The 23,232-nt window shown below is 37.7% G+C and carries 24 protein-coding genes and 1 tRNA gene; 4 read left to right on the top strand and 21 right to left on the bottom strand.

Translation table 11 applies throughout. The features are described 5' to 3' along the window. Window position 1: 1 nt before the first annotated feature. The 3 genes from IEW45_RS11885 to IEW45_RS11875 all read right to left on the bottom strand — a co-directional run bounded on the left by IEW45_RS11885 (window position 2) and on the right by IEW45_RS11875 (window position 1,847). The gene (locus tag IEW45_RS11885) at window positions 2–841 is read right to left on the bottom strand and encodes an SDR family NAD(P)-dependent oxidoreductase (RefSeq protein ID WP_188621473.1); all 840 of its coding nucleotides are present in this window, start codon (window positions 839–841) and stop codon (window positions 2–4) included. A gap of 112 nt (window positions 842–953) precedes the next feature. Further along, window positions 954–1,307 carry a nuclear transport factor 2 family protein gene (locus IEW45_RS11880; protein WP_188621472.1) on the bottom strand — a complete coding sequence of 118 codons (354 nt, stop codon included), beginning with the start codon at window positions 1,305–1,307 and terminating at the stop codon, window positions 954–956. A gap of 114 nt (window positions 1,308–1,421) precedes the next feature. After that, complete coding sequence (locus IEW45_RS11875; RefSeq protein WP_188621471.1) at window positions 1,422–1,847, bottom strand: hypothetical protein; 426 nt, start codon at window positions 1,845–1,847, stop codon at window positions 1,422–1,424. On the opposite strand from IEW45_RS11875, the gene IEW45_RS11870 reads away from it, so the two are divergent. Then, entirely contained in the window at window positions 1,732–3,171 is a 1,440-nt protein-coding gene (locus tag IEW45_RS11870; RefSeq protein ID WP_229665947.1) for a recombinase family protein, read from the top strand. The two genes, IEW45_RS11875 and IEW45_RS11870, sit on opposite strands and share 116 nt — an antisense overlap. Here the strand turns inward: IEW45_RS11870 and IEW45_RS11865 are convergent. The 15 genes from IEW45_RS11865 to mraZ form a co-directional block, all read right to left on the bottom strand. Then, window positions 3,125–3,198, bottom strand: a tRNA-Arg gene (locus IEW45_RS11865). The two genes, IEW45_RS11870 and IEW45_RS11865, sit on opposite strands and share 47 nt — an antisense overlap. Before the next feature lie 14 nt (window positions 3,199–3,212). Further along, window positions 3,213–3,662, bottom strand: coding sequence for a GatB/YqeY domain-containing protein (locus IEW45_RS11860; protein WP_188621470.1), 450 nt, complete (start codon window positions 3,660–3,662; stop codon window positions 3,213–3,215). Window positions 3,663–3,756: 94 nt separating this feature from the next. After that, a complete protein-coding gene (gene ftsZ / locus IEW45_RS11855; RefSeq protein ID WP_188621469.1) occupies window positions 3,757–5,742 on the bottom strand; it encodes a cell division protein FtsZ in 1,986 nt (661 codons plus the stop codon). A gap of 13 nt (window positions 5,743–5,755) precedes the next feature. Beyond that, window positions 5,756–7,150: a cell division protein FtsA gene (gene ftsA, locus IEW45_RS11850; protein ID WP_188621468.1), complete on the bottom strand. Its 1,395-nt coding sequence runs from the start codon at window positions 7,148–7,150 to the stop codon at window positions 5,756–5,758. A gap of 3 nt (window positions 7,151–7,153) precedes the next feature. Then, a complete protein-coding gene (locus IEW45_RS11845) occupies window positions 7,154–7,876 on the bottom strand; it encodes a cell division protein FtsQ/DivIB (RefSeq protein ID WP_188621467.1) in 723 nt (240 codons plus the stop codon). After that, window positions 7,863–9,215: a UDP-N-acetylmuramate--L-alanine ligase gene (murC, locus tag IEW45_RS11840; RefSeq protein ID WP_188621466.1), complete on the bottom strand. Its 1,353-nt coding sequence runs from the start codon at window positions 9,213–9,215 to the stop codon at window positions 7,863–7,865. The genes IEW45_RS11845 and murC overlap by 14 nt, the downstream gene beginning before the upstream one ends. 12 nt (window positions 9,216–9,227) lie before the next feature. Further along, the gene (murG, locus tag IEW45_RS11835) at window positions 9,228–10,322 is read right to left on the bottom strand and encodes an undecaprenyldiphospho-muramoylpentapeptide beta-N-acetylglucosaminyltransferase (RefSeq protein ID WP_188621465.1); all 1,095 of its coding nucleotides are present in this window, start codon (window positions 10,320–10,322) and stop codon (window positions 9,228–9,230) included. 33 nt (window positions 10,323–10,355) lie between these two features. Beyond that, window positions 10,356–11,642 (bottom strand): FtsW/RodA/SpoVE family cell cycle protein, encoded by a 1,287-nt coding sequence (locus IEW45_RS11830; protein WP_188621464.1) that lies wholly within the window; start codon window positions 11,640–11,642, stop codon window positions 10,356–10,358. Between the two features lie 50 nt (window positions 11,643–11,692). After that, complete coding sequence (gene murD, locus IEW45_RS11825) at window positions 11,693–13,030, bottom strand: UDP-N-acetylmuramoyl-L-alanine--D-glutamate ligase (protein WP_188621463.1); 1,338 nt, start codon at window positions 13,028–13,030, stop codon at window positions 11,693–11,695. Window positions 13,031–13,042: 12 nt separating this feature from the next. Then, entirely contained in the window at window positions 13,043–14,278 is a 1,236-nt protein-coding gene (gene mraY / locus IEW45_RS11820) for a phospho-N-acetylmuramoyl-pentapeptide-transferase (RefSeq protein ID WP_188621462.1), read from the bottom strand. A 6-nt stretch (window positions 14,279–14,284) separates the two neighbouring features. Further along, entirely contained in the window at window positions 14,285–15,748 is a 1,464-nt protein-coding gene (locus IEW45_RS11815; protein WP_188621461.1) for a UDP-N-acetylmuramoyl-L-alanyl-D-glutamate--2,6-diaminopimelate ligase, read from the bottom strand. Beyond that, window positions 15,745–17,745 carry a PASTA domain-containing penicillin-binding protein gene (locus IEW45_RS11810; protein WP_188621460.1) on the bottom strand — a complete coding sequence of 667 codons (2,001 nt, stop codon included), beginning with the start codon at window positions 17,743–17,745 and terminating at the stop codon, window positions 15,745–15,747. The genes IEW45_RS11815 and IEW45_RS11810 overlap by 4 nt, the downstream gene beginning before the upstream one ends. Continuing rightward, a complete protein-coding gene (locus IEW45_RS11805; RefSeq protein ID WP_188621459.1) occupies window positions 17,736–18,086 on the bottom strand; it encodes an FtsL-like putative cell division protein in 351 nt (116 codons plus the stop codon). The genes IEW45_RS11810 and IEW45_RS11805 overlap by 10 nt, the downstream gene beginning before the upstream one ends. Window positions 18,087–18,108: 22 nt before the next feature. After that, entirely contained in the window at window positions 18,109–19,014 is a 906-nt protein-coding gene (gene rsmH / locus IEW45_RS11800) for a 16S rRNA (cytosine(1402)-N(4))-methyltransferase RsmH (protein WP_188621458.1), read from the bottom strand. Then, window positions 18,992–19,462: a division/cell wall cluster transcriptional repressor MraZ gene (mraZ, locus tag IEW45_RS11795; RefSeq protein ID WP_188621457.1), complete on the bottom strand. Its 471-nt coding sequence runs from the start codon at window positions 19,460–19,462 to the stop codon at window positions 18,992–18,994. Before mraZ ends, rsmH begins: the two co-directional genes overlap by 23 nt. A 14-nt stretch (window positions 19,463–19,476) precedes the next feature. Between mraZ and IEW45_RS11790 the strand changes: the two genes are divergently transcribed. The 3 genes from IEW45_RS11790 (at window position 19,477) to yihA (ending at window position 21,338) form a co-directional block, all read left to right on the top strand. After that, complete coding sequence (locus IEW45_RS11790; protein WP_188621456.1) at window positions 19,477–19,698, top strand: hypothetical protein; 222 nt, start codon at window positions 19,477–19,479, stop codon at window positions 19,696–19,698. Between the two features lie 170 nt (window positions 19,699–19,868). After that, window positions 19,869–20,672, top strand: coding sequence for an alpha/beta fold hydrolase (locus IEW45_RS11785; RefSeq protein ID WP_188621455.1), 804 nt, complete (start codon window positions 19,869–19,871; stop codon window positions 20,670–20,672). A gap of 45 nt (window positions 20,673–20,717) precedes the next feature. Then, complete coding sequence (yihA, locus tag IEW45_RS11780) at window positions 20,718–21,338, top strand: ribosome biogenesis GTP-binding protein YihA/YsxC (RefSeq protein WP_188621454.1); 621 nt, start codon at window positions 20,718–20,720, stop codon at window positions 21,336–21,338. A 9-nt stretch (window positions 21,339–21,347) separates the two neighbouring features. On the opposite strand, the gene IEW45_RS11775 is transcribed toward yihA, so the two are convergent. Genes IEW45_RS11775 through gldB form a run of 3 tightly spaced genes read right to left on the bottom strand, consistent with a single transcriptional unit; the run spans window position 21,348 to window position 23,161 of the window. After that, window positions 21,348–21,815: a GNAT family N-acetyltransferase gene (locus IEW45_RS11775; protein ID WP_188621453.1), complete on the bottom strand. Its 468-nt coding sequence runs from the start codon at window positions 21,813–21,815 to the stop codon at window positions 21,348–21,350. A gap of 21 nt (window positions 21,816–21,836) precedes the next feature. Next, window positions 21,837–22,184, bottom strand: a complete 348-nt coding sequence (gldC, locus tag IEW45_RS11770; protein WP_188621452.1) for a gliding motility protein GldC — start codon at window positions 22,182–22,184, stop codon at window positions 21,837–21,839. 11 nt (window positions 22,185–22,195) lie between these two features. After that, on the bottom strand, window positions 22,196–23,161 hold the full coding sequence (gene gldB, locus IEW45_RS11765; RefSeq protein ID WP_188621451.1) for a gliding motility lipoprotein GldB: 966 nt from the start codon (window positions 23,159–23,161) through the stop codon (window positions 22,196–22,198). Window positions 23,162–23,232: the final 71 nt, after the last annotated feature.

Here is a 23,232-nt window from a genome sequence, read left to right as displayed (position 1 = left end):
ACTATGCTTGTTTAAAATCAGTAGATAAAGATAAATCTTTCCATTGTTCCATTTCTTCCCTTTCTTTTTTACGAACTTCCAAAATAGCATAGTAGCTATCAGAACCTAATGGAAGATGCAAGGGTGGATTAGACATTTCCGTAATCTGAAGTAATACCTCTGCCAATTTTTTGGGATCACCTAATTGTTGGCCATCAAATCCCGTGAACTGTTCCACCTGCTTCTCTAACTTATATTCATCGATTTTATATTGCGCAACATTAAGGGTTTCCTCATTCATAAAATTTGTCCGAAAGGTTCCTGGAGCCAAAATGGTCACTTTAATACCAAAAGGAGCAACCTCTTGAGCAAGAGCCTCGGACAGTCCTATAACGGCAAATTTTGATGCATTATAGCTTCCATTACCAGCATAGCCCATATAGCCCATCATAGAGGAAGTATTAATGATATGCCCGGAATTTTGCCTGCGCAAATGTGGTAAAACGTTTCTAATGATACTGGCCATTGCAAAAACATTTACGTTCATTGTTTTCCTAAACTCGCTATCGCTTAGTTCTTCAATATTTCCCAAAAGGTTGTAACCTGCATTATTGACCACTACGTCTATTCGATCGAATTTTTCAATGCCTTTGGAAATTGCATTTTCAATGTCCCCTTCATTGGTGATGTCCAATTCTACAGGAAATAAATGATCCTTGTGATCTATAATTTGTTCTAAAAGTAGTTCCGTATTTCTGGTTGTCGCGATGACATTTCCTCCGTCATTTAAAACGGCTTTTGTAATTTCTAGCCCCATTCCTTTTGAGGCTCCTGTAATAAACCAGACTTTCTGTGTGCTCATATTATTTGTTTTTTACAAAACTACATGGCACGTAAATTTAAATAGTTTTCAAATCAAGGATAAACGTTTTTAAATTCAAGTTTAGTTAATTTTTTTATTATTTGCCGTCTTTCTAATCCTTGTGCTCGATTACAAAGGCCATTAGTTCAGCCATTTTTCCATCACGAAACCTCCATACATCACAGTAAGAGTATGTAGTGCTTTTTCCATTTTCATTCATCACTGCGATTTTACCGATTGCGGTAAGGTAATCGTTTTCGGTAATCAAATTTTTTACCTCATTTTTTGGGGGTTCAATGTATTCATTGAACATCCATTTTCGGACGGATTCCTTTCCATTAAGAACCTGATCACCTATAAATGTCCATTTAGTATCATCAGTGCAATATTGAAGAAATTCCTCATAATTGCCTTTAGAAACAGCTTCATTTGCTTTCTGTAGAATTTTTTTATTATTTTCTGTCATAATAGTATTGTTTTTTTGTAATTGATTATTTAGGTTTTAAATATTAGGCTTGAATTCTGGTCAGTTATTATTTTTTGGATGTGTCTGATACAGCTTTTTTTGAATTATGTTACTTTATTTCAAGAAATCCGAGATTTCCCTTGCAATTTGTTCGGGTTTCTCCTCTTGAAGAAAATGACCGCATTCCGTTATTTCCGTCATTTCATGTTCGTCAACGTTATTGGAAAGAAAACTATCCAAAATTTTAAAATTAGCCGATGACGCAATTCCTTTTGTGGGATTCTTAATTTTAGTATAGTCCTTCTTATGTGCAATATCTTCACCGAAGGTCTGGTACCATGCATTGGCAGCTCTTATGTTTTCCTTGTGGTTATAGTGTTGAAGGTAGACTGACCGGTCAAAATCACTGATACCATTTTTATTGATGAGTAACTTTTCAAAAAGGTGGTCCAACAACAACCCAAAACGTCCTTCTTGGACAAAACTGTTGGGCATCCTTCGTAAATCCAGAGGACAGTCCGATTTGATCTTGTTTACCAAATGGGACAGGTTTAGCCGAAATGCAGGGGATGCTTATCAGATGATCGGTACATTGAGACGATTGGGGGTAGAACCGCAGGCGGTAGAGCAACCGCTCGATTTATCCATTCCTGAAAATAAAATGATGCTTGCCTTTTATCTGGCTGCCCCTGAAGTGGAAAATGACAGAAGGGCATTGAATGTATTTCATGGAATGCGCAGGGCTAAAAAAGAAGGTCGTTGGATGGGAACGGCACCGGTTGGATACATCAATAAATCCAACGAAAGCGGTAAAAAATATATTGCCCCAAGGGAAGTCCAAAGCGATGTTATGAAATGGGCATTCAAAGAGTTGGCGAAAAATATGTTCAGTACCGAGCAGGTATGGAAAATGGCAAAGGAAAAGGGGCTGAAATGCAGTAAGAATAATTTCTGGACAGCTATCCGTAATCCTATGTATTGCGGTAAAATATTTATACCTAAATACAAAGATGAAGAAAGCCAGCTGGTGATGGGGCAACATGAACCTTTGATATCCGAAGCTTTGTTCTATGATGTACAGGATGTGCTCGACGGTCGTAAAAAAGTAATGCGGGCTAAAATGAAGGAGGATGTTCATTTTCCATTACGTGGATTTGTGATTTGCCCGGATTGCGGACGTATGCTGACCGGTAGCAAGTCGAAAGGGCGTTCCCATTATTATTACTATTACCATTGCTCTGGTGGCTGTAAATTCAGACACAAGGCCGAAGATATGAATGAAAAGATCATTTCCGAAATTGGGAAATATGTGTATTTCATTCCTAGGCTCAACCTATTTAAAGAAGTCATTACTTCCGTATATAAATCAAAAACCAGAGACAGGATCGGAAATATACAGCAGTTAAAAATTCGTTTACAGGATGAAAACAATAAACTGAGTAAAGCCAGGGAACTGCTTTTATGTGGTGATATTGAAGCGGACGATTACCGAATGATGAAAGCGGATGCCGATAAAAAAATAAACAGGCTGGAAGCCAAACTCACAAGTTCGATTACAGACACGCAAAACGTGGAACCCCTGTGGGGTAAGGCAATCAGCAATCTTTCACAATTGGGCTATTTGTATGAAACAGGGACAATTACGCAAAAAAGAAAGATCATTGGTTCGGTCTTTCCTGAAAATCTAACTTTTGACGGATTTGAATATCGAACCACCCGAGTTAATGAAGCAATCAAGTATATCACACTGATAGACAAAGACTTAAATAGAAATAAAAAAGGGACAAATTCATCATTTTTGAATTTGTCCCATCAAGTGACCCCGAAGGGATTCGAACCCCCAACCCTCAGAGCCGAAATCTGATATTCTATCCAGTTGAACTACGGGGCCTAGTATAAAGTTATTTATGCTAATGATTTTTTTACAACAGCAGAAATGGTTTTACCATCCGCTTTACCGGCAAGCTCTTTAGAGGCTACACCCATGGTTTTACCCATATCAGCCATACCGGAGAAACCATTATCAGCTATAATTTTTTTCACTACAGCTTCAATCTCCTCTTCAGACATTTGTTCAGGTAAAAACTGCTCTATAACCTTAGCTTGTGCTATTTCAGGTTCTGCAAGATCTTCACGTCCTTGTTCTACATATATGGCAGCACTGTCTTTACGTTGCTTTACCAGTTTTTGTAATATTTTTATTTCTTGCACTTCCGAAAGCTCTTCTTGCGCTCCACTCTCTGTTTTAGCTAATAATAAAGCTGATTTAACCGCTCTTAATGCTTCAAGTGCCACAGTGTCTTTAGACTTCATTGCACTTTTCATAGCGTCCATTATCTGTGTTTGTAAACTCATAGGTACAGATTTTTATAAATTTGCCAGCGAAGATAAAAAAATAAACCCGAAAATACATTCTATTTCCGGGTTTACATTATAGTATTTGGGTTAGTTAATCTACATTATCATGCAGGAAAGAGTTGTTAGAACGTAACTGTAAATCATCGTTACTATCTGTTCCTAAAGAAAAGCGCGACTTAGTATTATCAGTACGTGATTCATTTAAATCAATCCCCATTCTTTTATATGCAGGCTCTTTCTCTATCTCATCTATTTTAGATGAAGAATTATTATGGAATTTATAGTTAAAGTCCTTCATTTTTTTACGACGCTCCTCTGCCCTCATACGTAATGTTTCCTCAATAGTCATTTCTACAGGAGAAACTTCTTCGTGTGAAGTTACTGTATTTGAAGCTGTTTCAACATCATCTGTCTTTTTAAGCGTTATGTTTAGCTCTTCGCTTACAGGCTCTTCTTGCTTTTTAGCAGCAGGCTTGGATTGTAATAACTCTTGTTCTTTTTCTAAGTAATCTTCTAATGAGTAACGTATAACCTCTGCTTCTTGTTTAGCCGAAACTTCCGGTTTTACCTGTACAGCTTCGTTTACCTGAATATTACGTATTTCCTCTGTAGTTTCAAAAAGTCGGCTTTGTGGCTGTTCTTCATGTATTATTTCAGCTTTTGGGCTTTCATTAGCAATATCAAAAGAAAAAGTAACCTGTTCCTCTTTTTTAGGTGCTACAACAAATTCAGGGTCTACAACTTCAATATCTCTTACGTCTTTTATTTCCTGTTTTGCTTTTTCCTGTTCAGGAGAAACAATTTCAAAGAAAACATCAAGGTCATTTATATACTCTTCAGACGCAGGTTTGTCATTCTCTACCGCCTGAACTTCCTGCTTTTTTTCAGTTACATCATCTTCAAGTGAGTACACTATTTTTTCATCCTCCTGCTCTGCAGTTGGCTGTGTTTCCTCATTTTGAGTTTCCTTTGCTGGCTGAGAAAAATCAAATGAAGGCGTTGAAGCTTTTTGAGCAAAACTGGTTTCTAATCGTTGCTCTTCTTCAAGTGCGTGAATTATTCTTTTAGGCTCTGTATTTACAATATCATTTTGCTGTTCTATATTAAAGCCTGTAGCAATAATAGTTACTGCAATAGATTCATCTAAAGACTCATCTTCACCAACACCCATTATAATATTGGCATTGTGTCCTGCTTCTGCCTGAATATGATCGTTTATTTCTCCTATTTCATCAATAGTAATTTCATTAGTACCCGAAACGATGAGCAACAATACGTTTTGGGCACCTGTAATTTTATTATCGTTTAATAACGGAGAATCTAACGCATCTACAATAGCATCCTTAGCTCTGCTTTCACCTGAGGCTACAGCAGAACCCATTATAGCTGTACCGCTGTTTGCCAGTACTGTTTTAGCATCCTTAAGGTCAATATTCTGAGTATAGTGGTGTGTAATTACTTCTGCAATACCTCTTGAAGCTGTAGATAACACTTCGTCAGCTTTAGAGAATCCTGCTTTAAAGCCTAAGTTACCGTATACCTCTCTCAGCTTGTTATTATTAATAACAATTAAAGAGTCAACCTGTTTTCTTAGTTTTTCAACACCATTCTGTGCCTGCTCTGCACGCACCTTACCTTCAAACTGGAAAGGTATTGTTACAATAGCAACAGTTAGTATTTCTCTTTCTTTTGCCAGTTGTGCAATTACAGGGGCTGCACCGGTACCGGTACCACCACCCATACCTGCGGTAATAAATATCATTTTGGTATTCGTATCAAGCATTTTTTCAATGTCCTCAATACTTTCTAATGCAGCCTGCTGCCCAACATCAGGGTTAGCACCTGCACCAAGCCCTTCTGTAAGGTTTACACCAAGCTGTATTTTATTAGGTACCGCACTATTTTGCAGTGCCTGAGAATCAGTATTACACACTACAAAATCAACACCTTTGATCCCTTGCTTAAACATGTGGTTAATAGCGTTACTACCGCCACCTCCTACACCAATTACCTTGATTACGTTTGACTGATTTTTAGGTAAATCAAACGAAATACTTCCAAATTCTGAGTTGCTCATATTCATAGGGTTTTTATTCTGCGTTATCTAAAAAATCTTTTATTTTATCTATATACTTATCAAAAAATGAACGTTTTACACGTTTCTCAGTCGACTCTGTCACTTCTTCTTTTTCATTTGTCGCTGTTTCAGCTTCAGCTTCTTGTTCAGCCTCAGGCTTAGTTACAGGGTCAAACTGTGGTTCTCCACTTGTTACAGGCTCCTGTACAGGTTTCTGCATTTCTACCAATGGCGTAGCACTCTTGGTATTGTTACGAATACTGTTCATAACCAAACCTACTGCGGTAGCATAAAGCGGGCTTGAAATTTCTTCATCCGAATCGCCTGCTAAATGCTCGTTAGGGTAACCTATACGAGTATCCATACCTGTAATGTACTCAACAAGCTGCTTTATATGCTTTAACTGAGAACCACCTCCTGTAAGCACTATACCGCCTATCAGTTTTTTGCGTGGATCTTCATGCCCGTAAGCTTTTATCTCTGCAAACACCTGCTCTATAATTTCTACCACGCGGGCATGTATTATTTTAGACAGGTTTTTAAGCGATATTTCTTTCGGTTCACGACCTCTTAACCCCGGTATAGAAACAATTTCATTGTCTCTGTTTTCTCCCGGCCAAGCCGAACCAAATTTCACTTTAAGCAGTTCTGCTTGTTTTTCTATAATCGAACAGCCTTCTTTTATATCCTCAGTAATTACATTCCCACCAAATGGTATAACTGCTGTATGGCGGATAATACCATCTTTAAAAATGGCTAAATCAGTAGTACCGCCACCTATATCAATTAAAGCAATACCTGCTTCTTTTTCTTCTTGGCTAAGTACCGCGTCAGACGATGCTAAAGGCTCTAATGTAAGACCGGAAAGGTCTAACCCTGCGCTTTTAATACATCTACCCACATTACGGATTGATGATGCCTGCCCTACTACTACGTGGAAGCTGGCTTCCAGCCTGCCACCATACATACCAATAGGTTCTTTTATTTCGGTTTGCCCGTCTATTTTAAACTCTTGCGGCAAAACGTGTATTATTTCCTCTCCCGGTAACATTGCCAGTTTGTGCACCTGGTTAATAAGCAAATCAATATCTTTTTCGCCTATTACTTCTTCGGGGTTGTTACGGCTTATATAATCACTATGCTGTATACTGCGTATGTGCTGGCCGGCTATACCTACCACCACATCGTTAATTTTATATCCTGAATCTGCTTCAGCCTCCTGTACGGCTTGCTGAATAGACTGTATGGTTTGGGTAATATTGTTTACAACACCTCTGGCAACACCAAGACTTTTAGACTTGCCTACGCCTAAAATCTCCATTTTACCATACTCATTTTCCTTTCCTATCATCGCCACAATCTTTGTTGTACCGATGTCTAAACCTACTGCAATACTATCTCTTTCCATATTTTATTTTTTGGTGCACACAACCTGTTGTGTAAATTTCAGATTTATTGTCTTGTACTCTTCTATAGCTTTACTTTTTACAGCATCCTGCAAAAAAGCCATATAGTTTTTAAACTTTCTTTCTACACTTACAGGCTTCCCAAACTCTATAACATAATCATAATTCCTGCTCAGCATTTTCAGGTTGCCGTTTGGCGTTACCTGTATGCCTATAATATTTTTCTTTAAAAAATCGTTTTTGTACAGATACAGAAGTACCTGCTGTAGCCTTGATGGCTCTACACTATCAAGCGCTCCTGTTACTAACGGCACACGTGCCGTGTAGCTTGAAGAAAGTGGCATTTCACCCCCCTCCGTATCTATATAGTAAGATTTCGCCCCCTTGTAAACCCGTGCAACAGGCGTTTTCTGCCTGATAATTGCTTTAAGTTTACCATCAACTGTAGTGTAAACCTCTGCCTTCTCAATCATTGGATTTTGGTCGAGAGACTTCTCCAGTTTATTCAAATCTAGCTTATCTTTCCTTATGTCCGTAACAGTGTCATAATTTTGTATCAACAACTTATTAACTTCATCCAGGGTAATAAAATTTTCCGGCTGAACAAATGAAACCTCTGATTTTTCAAGCCATCTTGTCTCATTTCTGTTTCCTGAAAAAGAATACAGAAACACTACTGCGAGCAGTATTACCACAAGCCTTATGTTATTCCAGTTAATTCTTTTCATTTAATACTTTTTTAATTTCAGGAACCATTTCTCCTATATCTCCTGCCCCAATAGTTACTACTACATCAGCAGTTGTATTTTTCATTAATTCCAGTAGTTCCAGTTTACTTACCAGTTGTTTTTCCGGGCTTGTAATCATTCCCAGTAACCACTCTGATGTCACCCCCTCAATTGGTACTTCTCTTGCCGGATATATATCCAGTAAAACCACATTTTTAAACTTCGAAAGGCTTTCTGCAAAACCTTGTGCAAAATCTTTAGTTCTGCTGAATAAATGCGGTTGAAACACCACTAAAACATCTTTATCGGCATACAATTCCGAAACTGCTTGATGCACTGCTTCAATCTCTGTAGGATGGTGTGCATAATCATCTATATACACTAAATCATCCGTTTTTATTTGATATGAAAACCTACGCTTTACCCCTTTAAAAGAGGCTAACGCTTTTACTATTTTTTCAGGTGCTACATCATACGAATATGCCATAGCAAATGCCAACATAGCATTGGTTAAATTATGCCTGCCCGGTAACCCAAACTTTACATTTTTCAGTACCTCGGTTGGGGTTTTTATATCAAAAACATACCAGCCGTTTTCTATATGCACGTTATTCGCTACATATACCGAATCATCATCTATACCAACTGTTACAGCATCAAGCGGTATTGCGGGTGGTGTAAACAAGTTCTTTTTATCTTTTACTTTATCCGCAAACTCTATAAAAGAAGCCTCTATAGCTGTGGCATCACCGTATATATCCAAATGGTCAGCATCCATACTGGTTACACAAGCTATATTCGGGTGTAGGTGTAAAAAGGAGCGGTCAAATTCATCAGCCTCTACTACCGTTACAGTAGTCCCGTTACCAATTAAGTTAGAACCGTAATTTTCTACTATTCCGCCTAAAAATGCGGTAACATCTACCCCGCTTTCATACAGTATATGCCCCAGTATGCTAGATGTGGTTGTTTTACCATGTGTACCTGCAACAGCAAAGCAAAATGTACCTTTGGTTATAAGCCCTAATACTTCTGCACGCTTTTTAATTTCAAAATCATTATCAAGGAAATAATTCCATTGTGAATGATTTTTAGGCACTGCCGGTGTTACTACAACCAGTGTATTTTCTTTTTCTTTACTTAAACTTTCTATATGCACTACATCATCATCAAAATGTACCGTAATACCTTCTGACTGTAATGCTTTTGTTAACTGTGTAGGCGTACGGTCATACCCTGCTACATTTTTGCCTAAAAACATGAAATAGCGTGCCAAGGCACTCATGCCTATGCCGCCAATCCCAATAAAGTAAACATTATGTATTTTGTCTAACTGCATCTGTTTTACTTCTTACTTTTTAAGCAATTTTACTATTTCGTCAACTATATCTTTTGTTGCATTTGGCTTAGCCATTTGTTTTATGTTTTGGCTTAGCTTCTGTCTTTTTTCTTCATTTTCTACAAGTTCTTTAAACTCAGGTTCAAACTGTGTATCAAGCTGCGTTTCTTTCAGCATAACTGCTCCTTCATTATCAACAACTGCCTGTGCATTTTTTGTTTGATGGTCTTCCGCTACATTAGGCGACGGTATAAACATCACTGGCTTACCTACTATACATAACTCCGATACTGATGAAGCTCCTGAACGAGAAACTATTACATCAGCCACAGCATAAACTAAATCCATTCTGTCTATGTACGAAAGTACCGTAACACCTTCCTGCTCACCGTACTTTTTATATCCCTCATGGTATAACTTACCGCATTGCCATATTATCTGTACACCCTGTGCTACAATCCAGCTTAATTCTTTCGCTATAAGCTGGTTTATTCGTCTTGCACCCAAACTCCCACCTAATACTAAAAGTGTTTTCTTTTCAGGATCAAGGTTAAACTCTTTTACTGCTTCACCTCTTTTTTTATCTATCGAAATAAGGTCTTGTCTTACAGGATTCCCTGTAAATACTATCTTATCCGCTGGGAAAAACTTATCTAAATTTTCATAAGCAACACAAATTTTACTCGCTTTAAACGATAGCCATTTATTTGTGATACCCGGATAGGAATTTTGTTCCTGTATTACGGTTGGTATTCGCTGAGACGACGCTGCTCGTAACAACGGTCCACTGGCAAACCCACCTGTACCGATAACTACATCGGGTTTAAACTTGTTTACAATTTTTTGCGACTTTAAAAGACTGCTCATCAGCTTAACAGGAAACATTAGGTTTTGTAATGTTAACTTTCGCTGAATACCTGAAATCCAAAGCCCTTTTATTTCATAACCTGCTTGTGGTACTTTCTGCATTTCCATCTTATCCTTTGCACCCACAAACAGTATTTCGCAATTAGGGAAACGCTTTTTTAATTCATTCGCAATAGCAATAGCAGGATAGATATGTCCTCCTGTACCGCCTCCGCTTAATATGAATTTTTTATTTCCCATTTTATATGCTCTTTTATTTTTTAGTTCCTCTTTTTATTTATCAACACCCTCTATACTGTATGACGGGTTAGCAATATTACCTGCTTCTCCAGCCTCTTCTTTTTGCTTTTCCCTAAGTATATGTTCATCTATTATGCTTTGCAGTGCTGCATCTCTGGCTGCTTTTTCTTCAAGCTCTTCTGCAATTTCTTCTTCTTTCTTGGTAACACTAATTATTATCCCTACAGCAATACAGGTCATCCAAATAGAACTACCACCACTACTGATTAACGGTAATGTTTGCCCTGTAACAGGCAGTAGCTCTACCGCTACTCCCATATTAATTAATGCCTGAAAAATAATAGGAAAACCAAGCCCTACTATCAACAACTTACCGAATAATGATTTGGCTTTATGTGCCGAAACCAAAAAGCGGAAGAACAGCATCAGGTATAAGAACAATACTCCTAACCCACCTACTAAACCATACTCCTCTACTATAATAGCAAAGATGAAATCGGAAGATGATTGCGGAAGGAAATTCTTCTGTACACTTTTACCGGGACCTAACCCGTATATACCTCCTGTTGCTATAGCAATTTTTGCTTTTTCTATTTGGTAATCATCTTCATCAGGGGCGTCGGTTGTAAAGCGCTCTACACGGCTTATCCAGGTATCTACCCTGTTTGGCATGGCATCAGGAAATGCTTTTGCAAACAGAATGAATATTCCCAGCATAACTACCCCCATACCAAATATGGCTGCTAAGTAGCGTATAGGGTAACCTCCTACAAACACCAGCATACACACCATAGAAAATATAAGTGCTGCCGTAGAAAAGTTTGCCGGAAGTATTAATGCCAGTATTATAAACACGGGAACCCAAAACTCTATAAAAGAGGATTTAAATGTAATTTGCTTCCCTTCTATTTTTGCCAGATAACGTGCTACGTATATCATAAGCACTATCATTGCCAGTGCCGAAGTTTGGAATGTAACCCCAATAAACGGGACTTTTATCCATCGGCTGGCATTAGCACCATCTATTACAGTTCCCTGAAAAAATGTCCAGACCAATAGCAATGCTACTATTGGCAAAGCAATTCGAGATAATGCTCTGTAATAATGATACGGTACTTTGTGCACAAAATATATTAGTGCAAAACCAATAAATATATGAACGAGATGTTTAACCAAATACCCGATAGTAGATCCCTTGCCGATTACATACACAAGGTTGGTACTTGCGCTGAATACCGGCATGAACGATATAAGGGCTAACAGCATCACGAATGACCATATCCCTTTATCTCCTTTCAGATTTTTGATTAAATTTTTCATTTTTTATTCTCTTTTAGTTTTCCTCGTTGCGACTCCCCGCAACATCTGAACTATAAATTCTGTACAGCGTTCTTAAACTGCTTTCCTCTGTCTTCGTAACTTTCAAATAAATCGAAACTTGCACACGCAGGCGATAGTAGTACCGCATCACCTTTTTCTGCCAGTTGTTGTGCAGTTCGTACTGCTTCCACCATACTGCCTGTTTCCACAACTACATCTACCACATTACCAAAGGCATTTATTATTTTTTGGTTATCTACACCAAGGCACACAATAGCTTTTACTTTTTCGCGTACCAATTGCATTAACTCATCATAATCATTTCCTTTATCTACACCACCTACTATCCAAACAGTAGGAACAGTCATGCTGTCAAGAGCAAAAAAGGTTGCATTTGTATTGGTAGCTTTACTGTCGTTTATGTACTGTACATTCTGTATTTTCAGTACTTTTTCCAGTCTGTGTTCTACCCCGTCAAAATCAGAAAGCGACTCTCTGATTGTTTGTTTTCTTATACGCATTAGTTGCGCAACTGCTGTTGCTGCCATCGCATTCTTTACATTATGCTTTCCTTCTAATGATAACTCTCTTATTGGCATAATAAATCCGTCGTTATTAATATTGCTTTTAATATTTTCTTCTTCTACATATATCCCTTCCGTAACGTTACCCGAAATCGAGAAGGGTATTTTTTGTGGCCTGATACTGTTTTTCTCAAGCCATTTTGTTATTGTTTCGTCATCAGCATCATAAACCAGATAATCATTCTCTGTCTGGTTCATTACTATCCTGAACTTTGCTGCTATGTACAGCTCATAATCATAATTGTACCTGTCTAAATGGTCCGGGCTTATGTTGGTTATTACCGCTATATGCGGTCTGTACTCCACAATACCATCCAACTGAAAACTACTTAACTCTAACACATAGTTCTCAAATTTGCCTTCAGCTACCTGCCAGGCAAAACTTTTGCCTATGTTTCCTGCCAAGCCCACTTTTAACCTTGCTTGTTCCAACAAATGGTGGGTTAACATTGTCGTAGTGGTTTTACCATTACTCCCTGTTATACCTATGGTATCTGCTGCCATATATTGGGAAGCAAATTCAATTTCCGAGATTACGGGTATTCCCTTTTCTCTTAGTTGTTTTACTATTGGGGCTTTATCAGGTATACCGGGGCTTTTCATCACTACATCTGCATTCAGCACCAAAGCTTCGGTATGCTTACCTTCTTCCCATTCCAGTTTATTAAGTGAAAGAACTTCTTTATAATTTTCTTTTATTTTTCCGAAATCAGATACAAATACATCATACCCTTTTTTCTTACCCAATATAGCAGTACCTACTCCGCTTTCTCCACCGCCTAATACTACCAGTCGCTTTGCCATACCAATCTGTTTTTATCTCAGTTTTAATGAAACCAGCGAGAAAATAGCAAGCATTATCGCTACAATCCAGAAGCGGGCAACAATTTTACTTTCGTGATACCCTTTTTTCTGATAGTGATGATGTAAAGGAGACATCAGGAATATCCTGCGCCCTTCGCCGTATTTCTTTTTGGTATATTTAAAATAGCTTACCTGTAACACTACCGATAAGTTCTCTGCAAGGAAAATTCCGCATAGTATCGGTATTAATAATTCTTTACGTACTGCTATAGCTAATACTGCTATTACACCACCTATTGTAAGGCTTCCCGTATCTCCCATAAATACAGATGCCGGATAGGTATTGTACCAAAGGAATCCTACTAACGATCCTACAAAAGCGGAGATATACACCGTCATTTCACCGGAGTTGGGTATGTACATTATATTCAGATAGTCTGAAAAGATAATGTTACCCGATACAAAGGCGAATATACCGAGGGTAAGCACCGCGATGGCGGAGGTTCCCGCCGCGAGCCCATCTATACCATCAGTAAGGTTGGCACCGTTTGATACGGCTGTAATAATGAATATTACTACCGGTATAAATATTAGCCACGCAAAACTTTTATAGTTATCGCCTGCCCATGAAAGCAGTTCGGCATAATCAAACTCATTATTTTTAAAGAACGGAATAGTAGTAGCAGTCGATTTTTCTTCTATAGGTTCTTGTTTAACCGCTGTTCTTTCGCCATCTACCACTTCATACACTACTGGTTTAGAAGTTTCTTTACGTACGGTAACCCCCGGGTGGAAGTAAAGCACATAACCTACTATAAGCCCAAGTCCTACCTGACCTACTACTTTAAATTTACCTTTAAGGCCTTCTTTGTCTTTTTTAAATATTTTAATGTAATCATCTATAAAACCTATAGTTCCCATCCAAAGAGTGGTAACTATAAGCAGCATTACATATATGTTATCCAACTTGGCAAGCAGTATTACCGGTATAAGGGTAGCCATTATTATAATAAGCCCGCCCATTGTTGGTGTACCTGCTTTTTGTTTTTGTCCTTCTAGACCAAGTTCACGAACTGTTTCGCCTATTTGCTGCCTGCGTAAAAAGTTAATTATTTTTTTACCGAATACCGTAGATATTAGCAATGACAGTATTACTGCTAAACCTGAACGAAAGGTTATGTATTGAAAAACCCCCGTACCGGGAATATCCAGCTGCTTGTCGAAATATTCAAATAAATAATATAGCATACAGGCTTATTTGTTTAATTGTGCTAATAATTCTTTTACGGTTTCCATGTCGTCAAAATGGTTACGCACACCATTTATCTCCTGATACGTTTCATGCCCTTTTCCGGCAATCAGTATTATATCATTCGGTTCAGCCAGTTGGCAAGCTGTTTTTATAGCCTGTTTCCTGTCTGTTATTGCTATCGTTTTTTTATAGTTTTGAGGCTCTACTCCCTTCTCCATATCTTCTATAATCGCCTCAGGGTTCTCAGTCCTTGGGTTATCTGAGGTAAAAATGGCTTTATCACTAAATGATGAAGCTATGTTTGCCATAACCGGACGTTTGGTTGTATCTCTGTCGCCACCGCAACCTACTACTGTAATTAGTTGTTCGTTACGGGTACGTATATTTTCTATTGTTTTTAAAACATTTTCCAGCGCATCAGGTGTATGGGCATAATCTACAATTGCCGTTACATTAGTATCTGATATTATGTACTGAAACCTCCCTGAAACACTTTCCAGCTCACTCATCAGGGTTAGTACCTCCTGTTCCTGCAAACCAAGATTAACTGCTGTAGCATATATTGCCAACAGGTTATAAGCATTGAATGTACCTATCAGTTTTACCCATACTTCCTGCCCGTCTATTTTAAGCAACAAGCCCGAAAGCTGATTCTCTAATATTTGCGCTTTATAATCAGCATAGGTTTTTAATGCATACGTCAGCTTTTTAGCTTTTGTATTTTGCATCATAACCAAGCCGTTTTTATCATCAACATTTACAAGAGCAAAAGCTGTTTTTGGCAGTTGGTCAAAAAACCGCTTTTTCACATCTCTGTACTCTGCAAAAGTTTTATGGTAATCCAAATGGTCATGCGAAAGGTTTGTAAATATCCCTCCGGCAAAGTGCAAGCCTTCTGTTCTGCTTTGGTGTATACCATGCGAGCTTACCTCCATAAAGCAATACTCAACACCTTCAGCAGCCATCTCGCTTAAATGCTTGTTAATGGTTAGCGAGTCAGGCGTGGTGTGTGTTGCTTTATACTCTGTATCACCTACCATTACCTTTACCGTTGAAAGCAAACCTGTTTTATAGCCTGCATTTTTAAACAACTGGTATAAAAGTGAAGCAATAGTAGTTTTACCATTTGTACCGGTAACCCCTACCAGCTTTATGCTTTGTGATGGTGTTCCATAATAATTGGACGCCATATGTGCCAAAGCTGTCGCTGAATTTTCTACCTGTATATAAGTTATCCCTTTTTGTAATGCATCAGGAAGTGACTCACATACTATTGCTACAGCACCGCTTTCAATTGCTTTTGCTATATAATTATGTCCGTCAGACTGTGTTCCTCTTATCGCCACGAATGCATCGCCCGACTGAACTTCTCGGGAATCAAACTCTATTTTACTAATCTGAATATCGGTAGTTCCGTTTACGGACTCGATAGCAGTTTTGTATAATATGTCTTTTAATATCATCACGATAATTGTAATACTACAGTTTGATTCTTTTTAAATATTTTCCCCGGTGCAAGCGACTGTTTTTTCACTTTCCCCGCACCATGAATTTGAACTTTAAGTCCCATGTTTCCTAAAAGCGCTACAGCATCCATACCGCTCATGCCTACTAAATTTGGCATTACTTCTTCTGGTTGCTGTACCTTCTCGTAATAGGAAGCATATAAACTTTCCTGTTCTGCTATGTTTTCCTGAAGTTTATCAACACTGTTGGTTGAAGGAACATCAGTAAATATTTTTTGTGCTATTCTTTTAAATACCGGTCCTGATACATCAGCCCCGTAATAGCCTTTTTTTATACTTGGTTTATGTATTACCACAATACAAGAATACTTAGGGTTATCAGCAGGGAAATAGCCTGCAAAGGATGATGAGTAATACATGTTATCTCCTTTACCGCCTCCATAATTTACCTGTGCTGTACCTGTTTTACCCGCCATTGAAAAATTAGGAGAATATAACTTTGAACCCGTACCGCGTTTTACCACATTTTTAAGTACTTCCTTAGCTTTATCAATAGTTTCCTGCGAGCAGATTTTAGGGTTAATAACCTCTTTATCAAAATGCTTTATGGTTTTATTCCACTCTCTTATTTCCTGCACAAAAAGCGGACGTACCATTTCGCCGTTGTTAGCTACTGCATTGTACAACGCCAGTGTTTGCAGTGGTGTCATTGAAATACCATAACCAAACCCCATCCACGGAAGCGAGAGTGCCGACCATTTGGGTTCATCTGGTTTTGGCATTACTGGGATGCCTTCGCCTATTATAGAAACCCCTAAGGGCTTTGTAAGCCCAAACTCTTCTAAATGTTCCATAAATTGCTCAGGGGTATCTTTATAATTTTCGTAAACCGCCTGCGCCATTACCGTATTAGATGATACTTCGAAGCCTTTAGCTAATGATATTTCACCATACCCACCACGGTGAGAGTCTCTTACTTTATATCCTGAATATTTCACTACCCCACCCTGAGTATCATACACCATACTGGTGTCTACTTTTTTATCTTCTAACAGGGCTAATAACCCTGCCAGTTTAAAAGTAGAACCCGGCTCCTGAGATTCTCCTACTGCGTAGTTCACCGTTTCGTAATATGAGCTATCCTTTGCACGCCCAAGGTTTGATATTGCTTTTATATACCCTGTTTTGGTTTCCATCACTACTACACAACCATGGTCTGCCTCATAATACTCCAGTTGTTTTAATAAGGCATGGTGTGCTATATCCTGTATGTACACATCTATAGTGGAAACTATATCACAACCATCAACCGGTTCAATTTCATTATTATCACTAATCGGTTTCCATTGGTTTTTGGCGATTTTCTGCATCATGCGCTTGCCATCAGTCCCGTTTAGGTATTCCGCAAAAGCTCCTTCTATACCTACATTTAGTGCTCTTCCATTATTATTTATCCTTTCGTAACCTATTGTTCTGGCAGCAATTTTACCTATAGGGTGCTCCCTTACTGTTTTTTGCTCGGTTATGATTCCGCCTTGATAGGGGCCTTTTTCAAATAAAGGGAAAGACTTAATACGTATATACTCTGTATAACTTAACCCTCTGGCAACTAACAGGTATCTGTTTTTGTTTACTCTTGCATTTCTGAATCGGCTATAATAGTATGATGGTGATTTACCCAACATAACCGAAAGCGAATCTGCCAATGGTTTTACATTCTCATCAAAATCTTCTTTTTGAGGTGCTAATGCATCAAAACGAATAGTATAATTAGGCACAGATGTAGCCAGCAAACTACCGTCAGATGAATACACGTTACCCCTGTTAGCCGGAATATCAAACTGTTTCACAGTACGCTCTTTCGCTAACTGGCGATAATAATCACCCTGTATCCATTGTATATTAGAGAGTTTTACAGCAACAAGTATAGCCATCACAAAAATTGCGAAGGCTACCAGATAAATTCTGTAAGAGATTTTTTTATTCTCTACTCCCATAATTTGCTGAATATACTTTTCTCTTCTTCTTTTTTAACTACTTTAATTTTTCTTGGCGGAACATCCGAAGGGTATATTTCTCTTTCCTTCATTTTTCTCGCCACTGTGGACTCCATCTTCAACTCCATTAATTGCGAACGTCTGTCTACAAACTCCGAACGCAACACCTTTACTTCATTTTCAAGCTGCTTTATTCTATATACTTTTTGTTCGTAGTTGTGCGTATTAGCAATCATAAGCATAGCTATAAGTATTAAAAACACTATGAATCCCCAGTTTTTCATAGCCCCGTCATCAACCAGGTATTTTGCTTTTAATAAACTGTATACTCCGCTTTTCATAACTGTATTACTTAACTAACCACTATAATTTTTCGGCAACTCTTAGTTTAGCACTTCTTGCGCGATTGTTTTGTGCTATCTCTTCCTCTGTAGGCACAATTAGTTTTTCAATAATTTTAAATGGCACTTCAAAATTTCCGAAAATATCGCGCTCTGGTTCTCCTTCAAACATTCCGTTACGCACAAAGCGTTTCACTAGACGGTCTTCCAGCGAGTGATATGAAATAACACTTAATCGCCCTCCGGGCTTTAACAACTCTTCGCTTTGCAATAAAAAATCTTTTAACGCTTCTATCTCCTGGTTTACCTCTATACGTATAGCCTGATAGATTTGCGCCAATATTTTATTACTCTTGTGAGCCGGCAAAAAGCGCCCCAACACTTTTTTTAACTGCTCCGTACTTGTAATAGTCCCTCCCTTTCTGGCAGAAACTATAGTACCAGCCAACGCAGCAGCATTTCTCAGCTCACCGTATTCAGAAAACATTTTTCTTAATTCAACTTCATTATACTCATTAATGACTCTGGCTGCATTCATTTCATTTTTCTGACTCATTCGCATATCCAAATCAGCCTCAAAACGAGTAGAAAAACCACGCTCCGCCACATCAAACTGATGTGAAGAAACTCCTAAGTCACCTAATATTCCGTCGACCTCCTTTATTCCGTAAAACCTTAAATACCTTTTTATAAACCTGAAATTTTCAGGTATCAGCATAAATCGGTCGTCATCAATTACATTATTCTGTGCATCTTCATCCTGATCAAAAGCAAACAGTTTCCCATTTGGACCAAGTCGCTCCATTATCTCTCTGGAATGCCCTCCGCCACCAAACGTCACATCTACATAAACACCATCAGGCTTAATATTAAGCCCGTCAACTGTTTCTTTTAATAATACAGGATTATGATATTCCGTCATCGTCATCTAAATTTCCCATTACTTCTTCAGCCAAGTCTGCAAAATCAACTACTGAATCATCAATTGATTTTTCATACTTATCTTTATCCCACACCTCTACAATATTCACTGCAGAAGAAAGAACTATTTCTTTATCGATACCTGCAAAAACCACAAGGTCTTTCGGTATCAATAATCTACCGGTAGAATCAACCTCTATAACTTTTACACCTGCCGTAAAACGCCTGATGAAATCGTTATTCTTTTTTACAAAGCGATTCAACTTGTTTATTTTTTGCATCATTTTTTGCCATTCAGCCATAGGATACAACTCCAAACAAGGCTGAAAAACCGAACGCTTCAACACAAAGCCATCATCTAAACTTACAGCCAATTGCTTCTTTAAAGGAGCAGGCATCATGAGCCTTCCTTTAGAATCGACCTTACATTCATATGTTCCTATAATGGTGTTCAAGCAGTTACGTTTATATGGCTTTTAAAGCAAATATATACATTATTTACCACTTTTTACCACTACATACCACTTTGTTAATAAGTTTTAGTTTAAGTATACCACTACCGCTAAAAAGCAACATTATCAAGCAATTAGCAATGGATAGAAAATCTTCAGAAGAAAAAAGAAATGAGTTTAAAAAATGTATTTTTTTAACCGTTTTTAACAGAGAAAATATAAATTTTTCAAAGAAATAAACCGCAAACATACAGGTTTAACTTAACATAAACATTACACAGTTTAAGTTGTTAAATATTAACATATTAACACAGAGATATAACAAAAAGACAATGCAAGCATATAAAATACTTTAAAATCAACTATAAAGTCATATATTTGTGCTACCTGATTTAGTTTAGATACACACATGCAAAGCACTAATAAAGAGGGTAAATACAGCTATTACGAAGCCGGAGAAGGTACCCCGATTATAATATTACACGGACTGATGGGAGGGTTGAGCAACTTTGACGGTGTGGCTAAATACTTTCCTGAACAAGGCTACAAAGTTGTAATACCCGAACTTCCTATATACACACAAAGCCTGCTAAAAACAAACGTAAAGGCGTTTGCAAAGTGGGTGAAAGATTTTATTACCTATAAAGGTTTTGACAGAGTTATTTTACTGGGCAACTCGCTTGGTGGGCATATAGCATTATACCACACCAAAATGTACCCAGAGAAAATGCTTGGACTTGTTATTACAGGTAGTTCAGGACTTTATGAAAGCGCAATGGGCGACAGTTACCCGCGCAGAGGTGATTATGAGTACATAAAGAAAAAAGCAGGCGATGTGTTTTATGACCCGGCTGTAGCTACAAAGGAGATTGTAGACGAGGTATATGCCGTAGCAAATGACCGCCTTAAACTGGTTAAAACACTTACTATTGCCAAAAGTGCTATTCGCCACAACATGGCTAAGGATTTACCTAAAATGCACGTACCAACCTGTATTATATGGGGTAAAAATGATACTGTAACACCTCCTGAGGTTGCAGAAGAGTTTCACGAACTACTACCAAACTCCAGCCTGTACTGGATAGATAAATGCGGGCATGCCGCTATGATGGAGCATCCTAATGAGTTTAATCGCCTAATGCATGAATGGTTAGACAAAACAGACCTTGCCTCATACACACCACAACAAGGGCAAGGGGAAAGCGAAGAATAATAAAGGTTTCTTTAAATTTAGAAAGAAACCTCATAAACCTATAACATGAAAATTAGTTCTGCCGAGTTTGTAATAAGTAATTCTGAAGTTAGCAAATGTCCTGCTGAACGCATACCGGAATACGCTTTTATTGGCAGATCTAACGTTGGAAAGTCATCATTAATCAATATGCTTACCGGCAGAAAAAGTCTTGCAAAGACTTCTGCTACACCCGGTAAGACACAACTTATTAATCACTTTAAAATTAATAACAATTGGTTTTTAGTTGATTTACCCGGTTATGGTTACGCTAGGGTTTCTAAAAAAACAAAGCAGAAATTCCAAAAGTTTATAACTAACTATTTTGAACAAAGAGAGCAATTAATATGCGCTTTTGTATTGGTTGATATACGCCATGATGCACAAAAAATAGACTTAGAGTTTATTAACTACTTAGGAGAAACAGAAGTTCCTTTCTGTATAGTTTTTACAAAAGCCGACAAAATTGGTTCTTCAAAAGTTGAACAGCATATAAAAGCATACCAAGATTCTTTATATGCTAATAACTGGGAAGAAATGCCTCCTTATTTTGTTACCTCATCATCAAAAGGAATAGGTAAAGACGAAGTACTGGAGTATATAGATGCTATAAATCAGGATATATTTAAAAATCAAGAAGGTTTTTAATACTTCCCTCTATATTAATTTCTCCATAGCATAGTTAGTGAAAGTCTCACCGTTATGCACTACGCTTTGCTCTTTTATTATACTATACCCCTGCTTTAAAAAGAAGGTTTTAGCTGTTATTGACACATTAACAGTAATACGCTTATTATCTTGCTCAAGAGCACGAGTCTCTATTGCGGTAACAATTTTTGTAGCGACACCACAACCTTGATAATCTTTATGTACAAAAAGGTGGTCAAAATAACCTGTAACATCAATATCGCCAAAACCGCATAACTGACCGTTACATTCAGCAACTATAGTGTAATGACTTAGTAATTTTTGATTCCATTTTTCGGCAGGAATGTTTTGTGGCGCCCAGGCATTAAGCTGCGCTTCGGTATAATCTTTTTTATTTACAGCATGTACTGTACCTCTAAAAAGCTCTATTATACTGTTTATATCAGCAGCACTATAATACCTGAGCTTTATTTCCATAGTATTTACTATACCTATGTTTTACTTATCCATTTTTATTTCCAGTTTTTCTGCAAAGTAATCACAGAAATCTTTCATGGTAGCACTCATTTTTTGGTCGCCTGTAGCGCGCTCAAAAGTATCGGACATTGAAACTAATGTCTGATGAAAAAATATTTTCATATCATCCATAGGCATATCTTTTGTCCATAAGTCAATACGCATACTTTCCTTAGCATTGTTGTCCCAAACAGAAAGCATCATTGCTTTTGACTCCTCGTTTTCCACGCCACCATCAGGTGCTGTCCAGAATAATTTTTCCGGTACGCGGTTGTCATCAAGTTCTATATCAAGTGTTATTTGCGAAGTAAGTGGTTTCTTTTCAGCCATTATAATATTAATTATTCTTTTTTAGGTTTGTACTTAGAGTTTTCAAAAATAGTTTTTGCATCTGTTTCCAGCAATTCCTGCAAAGTTACATCTTTATTATTTTCCATATAGGCACGCACTATTTGCCAGCCCACCCAGCGCCCTAACCTACCGGGGGACTCATTATCAAGTTCAAGGTAAAACTTAGAAAAAGGTGCAGGTGCTATAAATCTGTCAAACAGTTTAGGGTCGGTATTATATAGCAAGTTTCTTTCTATAAAATAGCGCCACATCTCTTCTTCATTAACTTTTGCCCAGTCTATTTCCTGTTGTGTGTACCCTATTTTGGCAGCATCAGTAGCATTTGGTAAAAATGCGTCCTGCATATATAACTCTTTACCGTAATATACCATTAAGCCAAGCAGACTCCTGTCTTTAGGCGGCATTGCCTTTTGGGTATAAAATGAATTTACTATATCCGGCAAAATTTGCGATTGTTCAAATTGCTTTACTTTATATTGTGTTAACCCTTCATACAGGTAATTATCTGCTCCTAAATAAAGGCTAAGCGGTATAAGTATTACATTGTCAGTATAAATAGCTTTTGTTTCTATATCATCAGACACCAATGCTACTACTTCGGGAGCTTTAAAGTTTGGGTAGTAATATTTTATATGCTTAAATAAATCTTCAAGGTCAGCCTCAAGGTTATCTAAAGTCTTGTACTTTTTTTGCACCTCACTATATAACTCATTCTGAAACGGGTCCTGCATTTTATTTACCCATACACTATCTGCATTACCGGGAGGAAACAAATAAGCATACTCATCCTTTAACTGAGGTAAATCTTGTGGTGTGCCCCCAAAAAACTTCTCATCAAAACGATCTATTTTAACCTCATCTACAGGTATGGCAGCAATTTCTCCCTCTTTTTTATCCCCGTCGTTACAGGATACTAAAGCAGTAAGCGCAATAATAAGCAAACAAAACTTTTTCATTTCTATATTATTTTATTTTGTTTTTAATAGTAATAATAACTCCTCTTGTTAACTTTGTTATACTATAAAGT

The sequence above is a fragment of the Flavobacterium suaedae genome (assembly GCF_014642915.1).
Lineage (GTDB): Bacteria > Bacteroidota > Bacteroidia > Flavobacteriales > Flavobacteriaceae > Flavobacterium > Flavobacterium suaedae.
The sequence above is the reverse complement of the archived record's forward strand: the minus strand, read 5'-3'. Positions and strand labels throughout refer to the sequence as shown.

Bases quoted from the DNA above. Each gene is read 5' to 3' on its own strand.
- IEW45_RS11805 (WP_188621459.1), bottom strand. From the start codon at position 18,086: ATGAAAAGCGGAGTATACAGTTTATTAAAAGCAAAATACCTGGTTGAT.
- ftsZ (WP_188621469.1), bottom strand. From the start codon at position 5,742: ATGAGCAACTCAGAATTTGGAAGTATTTCGTTTGATTTACCTAAAAAT.
- murC (WP_188621466.1), bottom strand. From the start codon at position 9,215: ATGCAGTTAGACAAAATACATAATGTTTACTTTATTGGGATTGGCGGC.
- ftsA (WP_188621468.1), bottom strand. From the start codon at position 7,150: ATGGAAAGAGATAGTATTGCAGTAGGTTTAGACATCGGTACAACAAAG.
- gldB (WP_188621451.1), bottom strand. From the start codon at position 23,161: ATGAAAAAGTTTTGTTTGCTTATTATTGCGCTTACTGCTTTAGTATCC.
- gldC (WP_188621452.1), bottom strand. From the start codon at position 22,184: ATGGCTGAAAAGAAACCACTTACTTCGCAAATAACACTTGATATAGAA.
- rsmH (WP_188621458.1), bottom strand. From the start codon at position 19,014: ATGACGATGACGGAATATCATAATCCTGTATTATTAAAAGAAACAGTT.
- IEW45_RS11845 (WP_188621467.1), bottom strand. From the start codon at position 7,876: ATGAAAAGAATTAACTGGAATAACATAAGGCTTGTGGTAATACTGCTC.
- IEW45_RS11810 (WP_188621460.1), bottom strand. From the start codon at position 17,745: ATGGGAGTAGAGAATAAAAAAATCTCTTACAGAATTTATCTGGTAGCC.
- IEW45_RS11880 (WP_188621472.1), bottom strand. From the start codon at position 1,307: ATGACAGAAAATAATAAAAAAATTCTACAGAAAGCAAATGAAGCTGTT.
- murD (WP_188621463.1), bottom strand. From the start codon at position 13,030: ATGGCAAAGCGACTGGTAGTATTAGGCGGTGGAGAAAGCGGAGTAGGT.
- mraY (WP_188621462.1), bottom strand. From the start codon at position 14,278: ATGCTATATTATTTATTTGAATATTTCGACAAGCAGCTGGATATTCCC.
- IEW45_RS11860 (WP_188621470.1), bottom strand. From the start codon at position 3,662: ATGAGTTTACAAACACAGATAATGGACGCTATGAAAAGTGCAATGAAG.
- murG (WP_188621465.1), bottom strand. From the start codon at position 10,322: ATGGGAAATAAAAAATTCATATTAAGCGGAGGCGGTACAGGAGGACAT.
- IEW45_RS11790 (WP_188621456.1), top strand. From the start codon at position 19,477: ATGGCTTTTAAAGCAAATATATACATTATTTACCACTTTTTACCACTA.
- IEW45_RS11885 (WP_188621473.1), bottom strand. From the start codon at position 841: ATGAGCACACAGAAAGTCTGGTTTATTACAGGAGCCTCAAAAGGAATG.
- yihA (WP_188621454.1), top strand. From the start codon at position 20,718: ATGAAAATTAGTTCTGCCGAGTTTGTAATAAGTAATTCTGAAGTTAGC.
- IEW45_RS11785 (WP_188621455.1), top strand. From the start codon at position 19,869: ATGCAAAGCACTAATAAAGAGGGTAAATACAGCTATTACGAAGCCGGA.
- IEW45_RS11870 (WP_229665947.1), top strand. From the start codon at position 1,732: ATGAGTAACTTTTCAAAAAGGTGGTCCAACAACAACCCAAAACGTCCT.
- IEW45_RS11775 (WP_188621453.1), bottom strand. From the start codon at position 21,815: ATGGAAATAAAGCTCAGGTATTATAGTGCTGCTGATATAAACAGTATA.
- IEW45_RS11830 (WP_188621464.1), bottom strand. From the start codon at position 11,642: ATGAAAAATTTAATCAAAAATCTGAAAGGAGATAAAGGGATATGGTCA.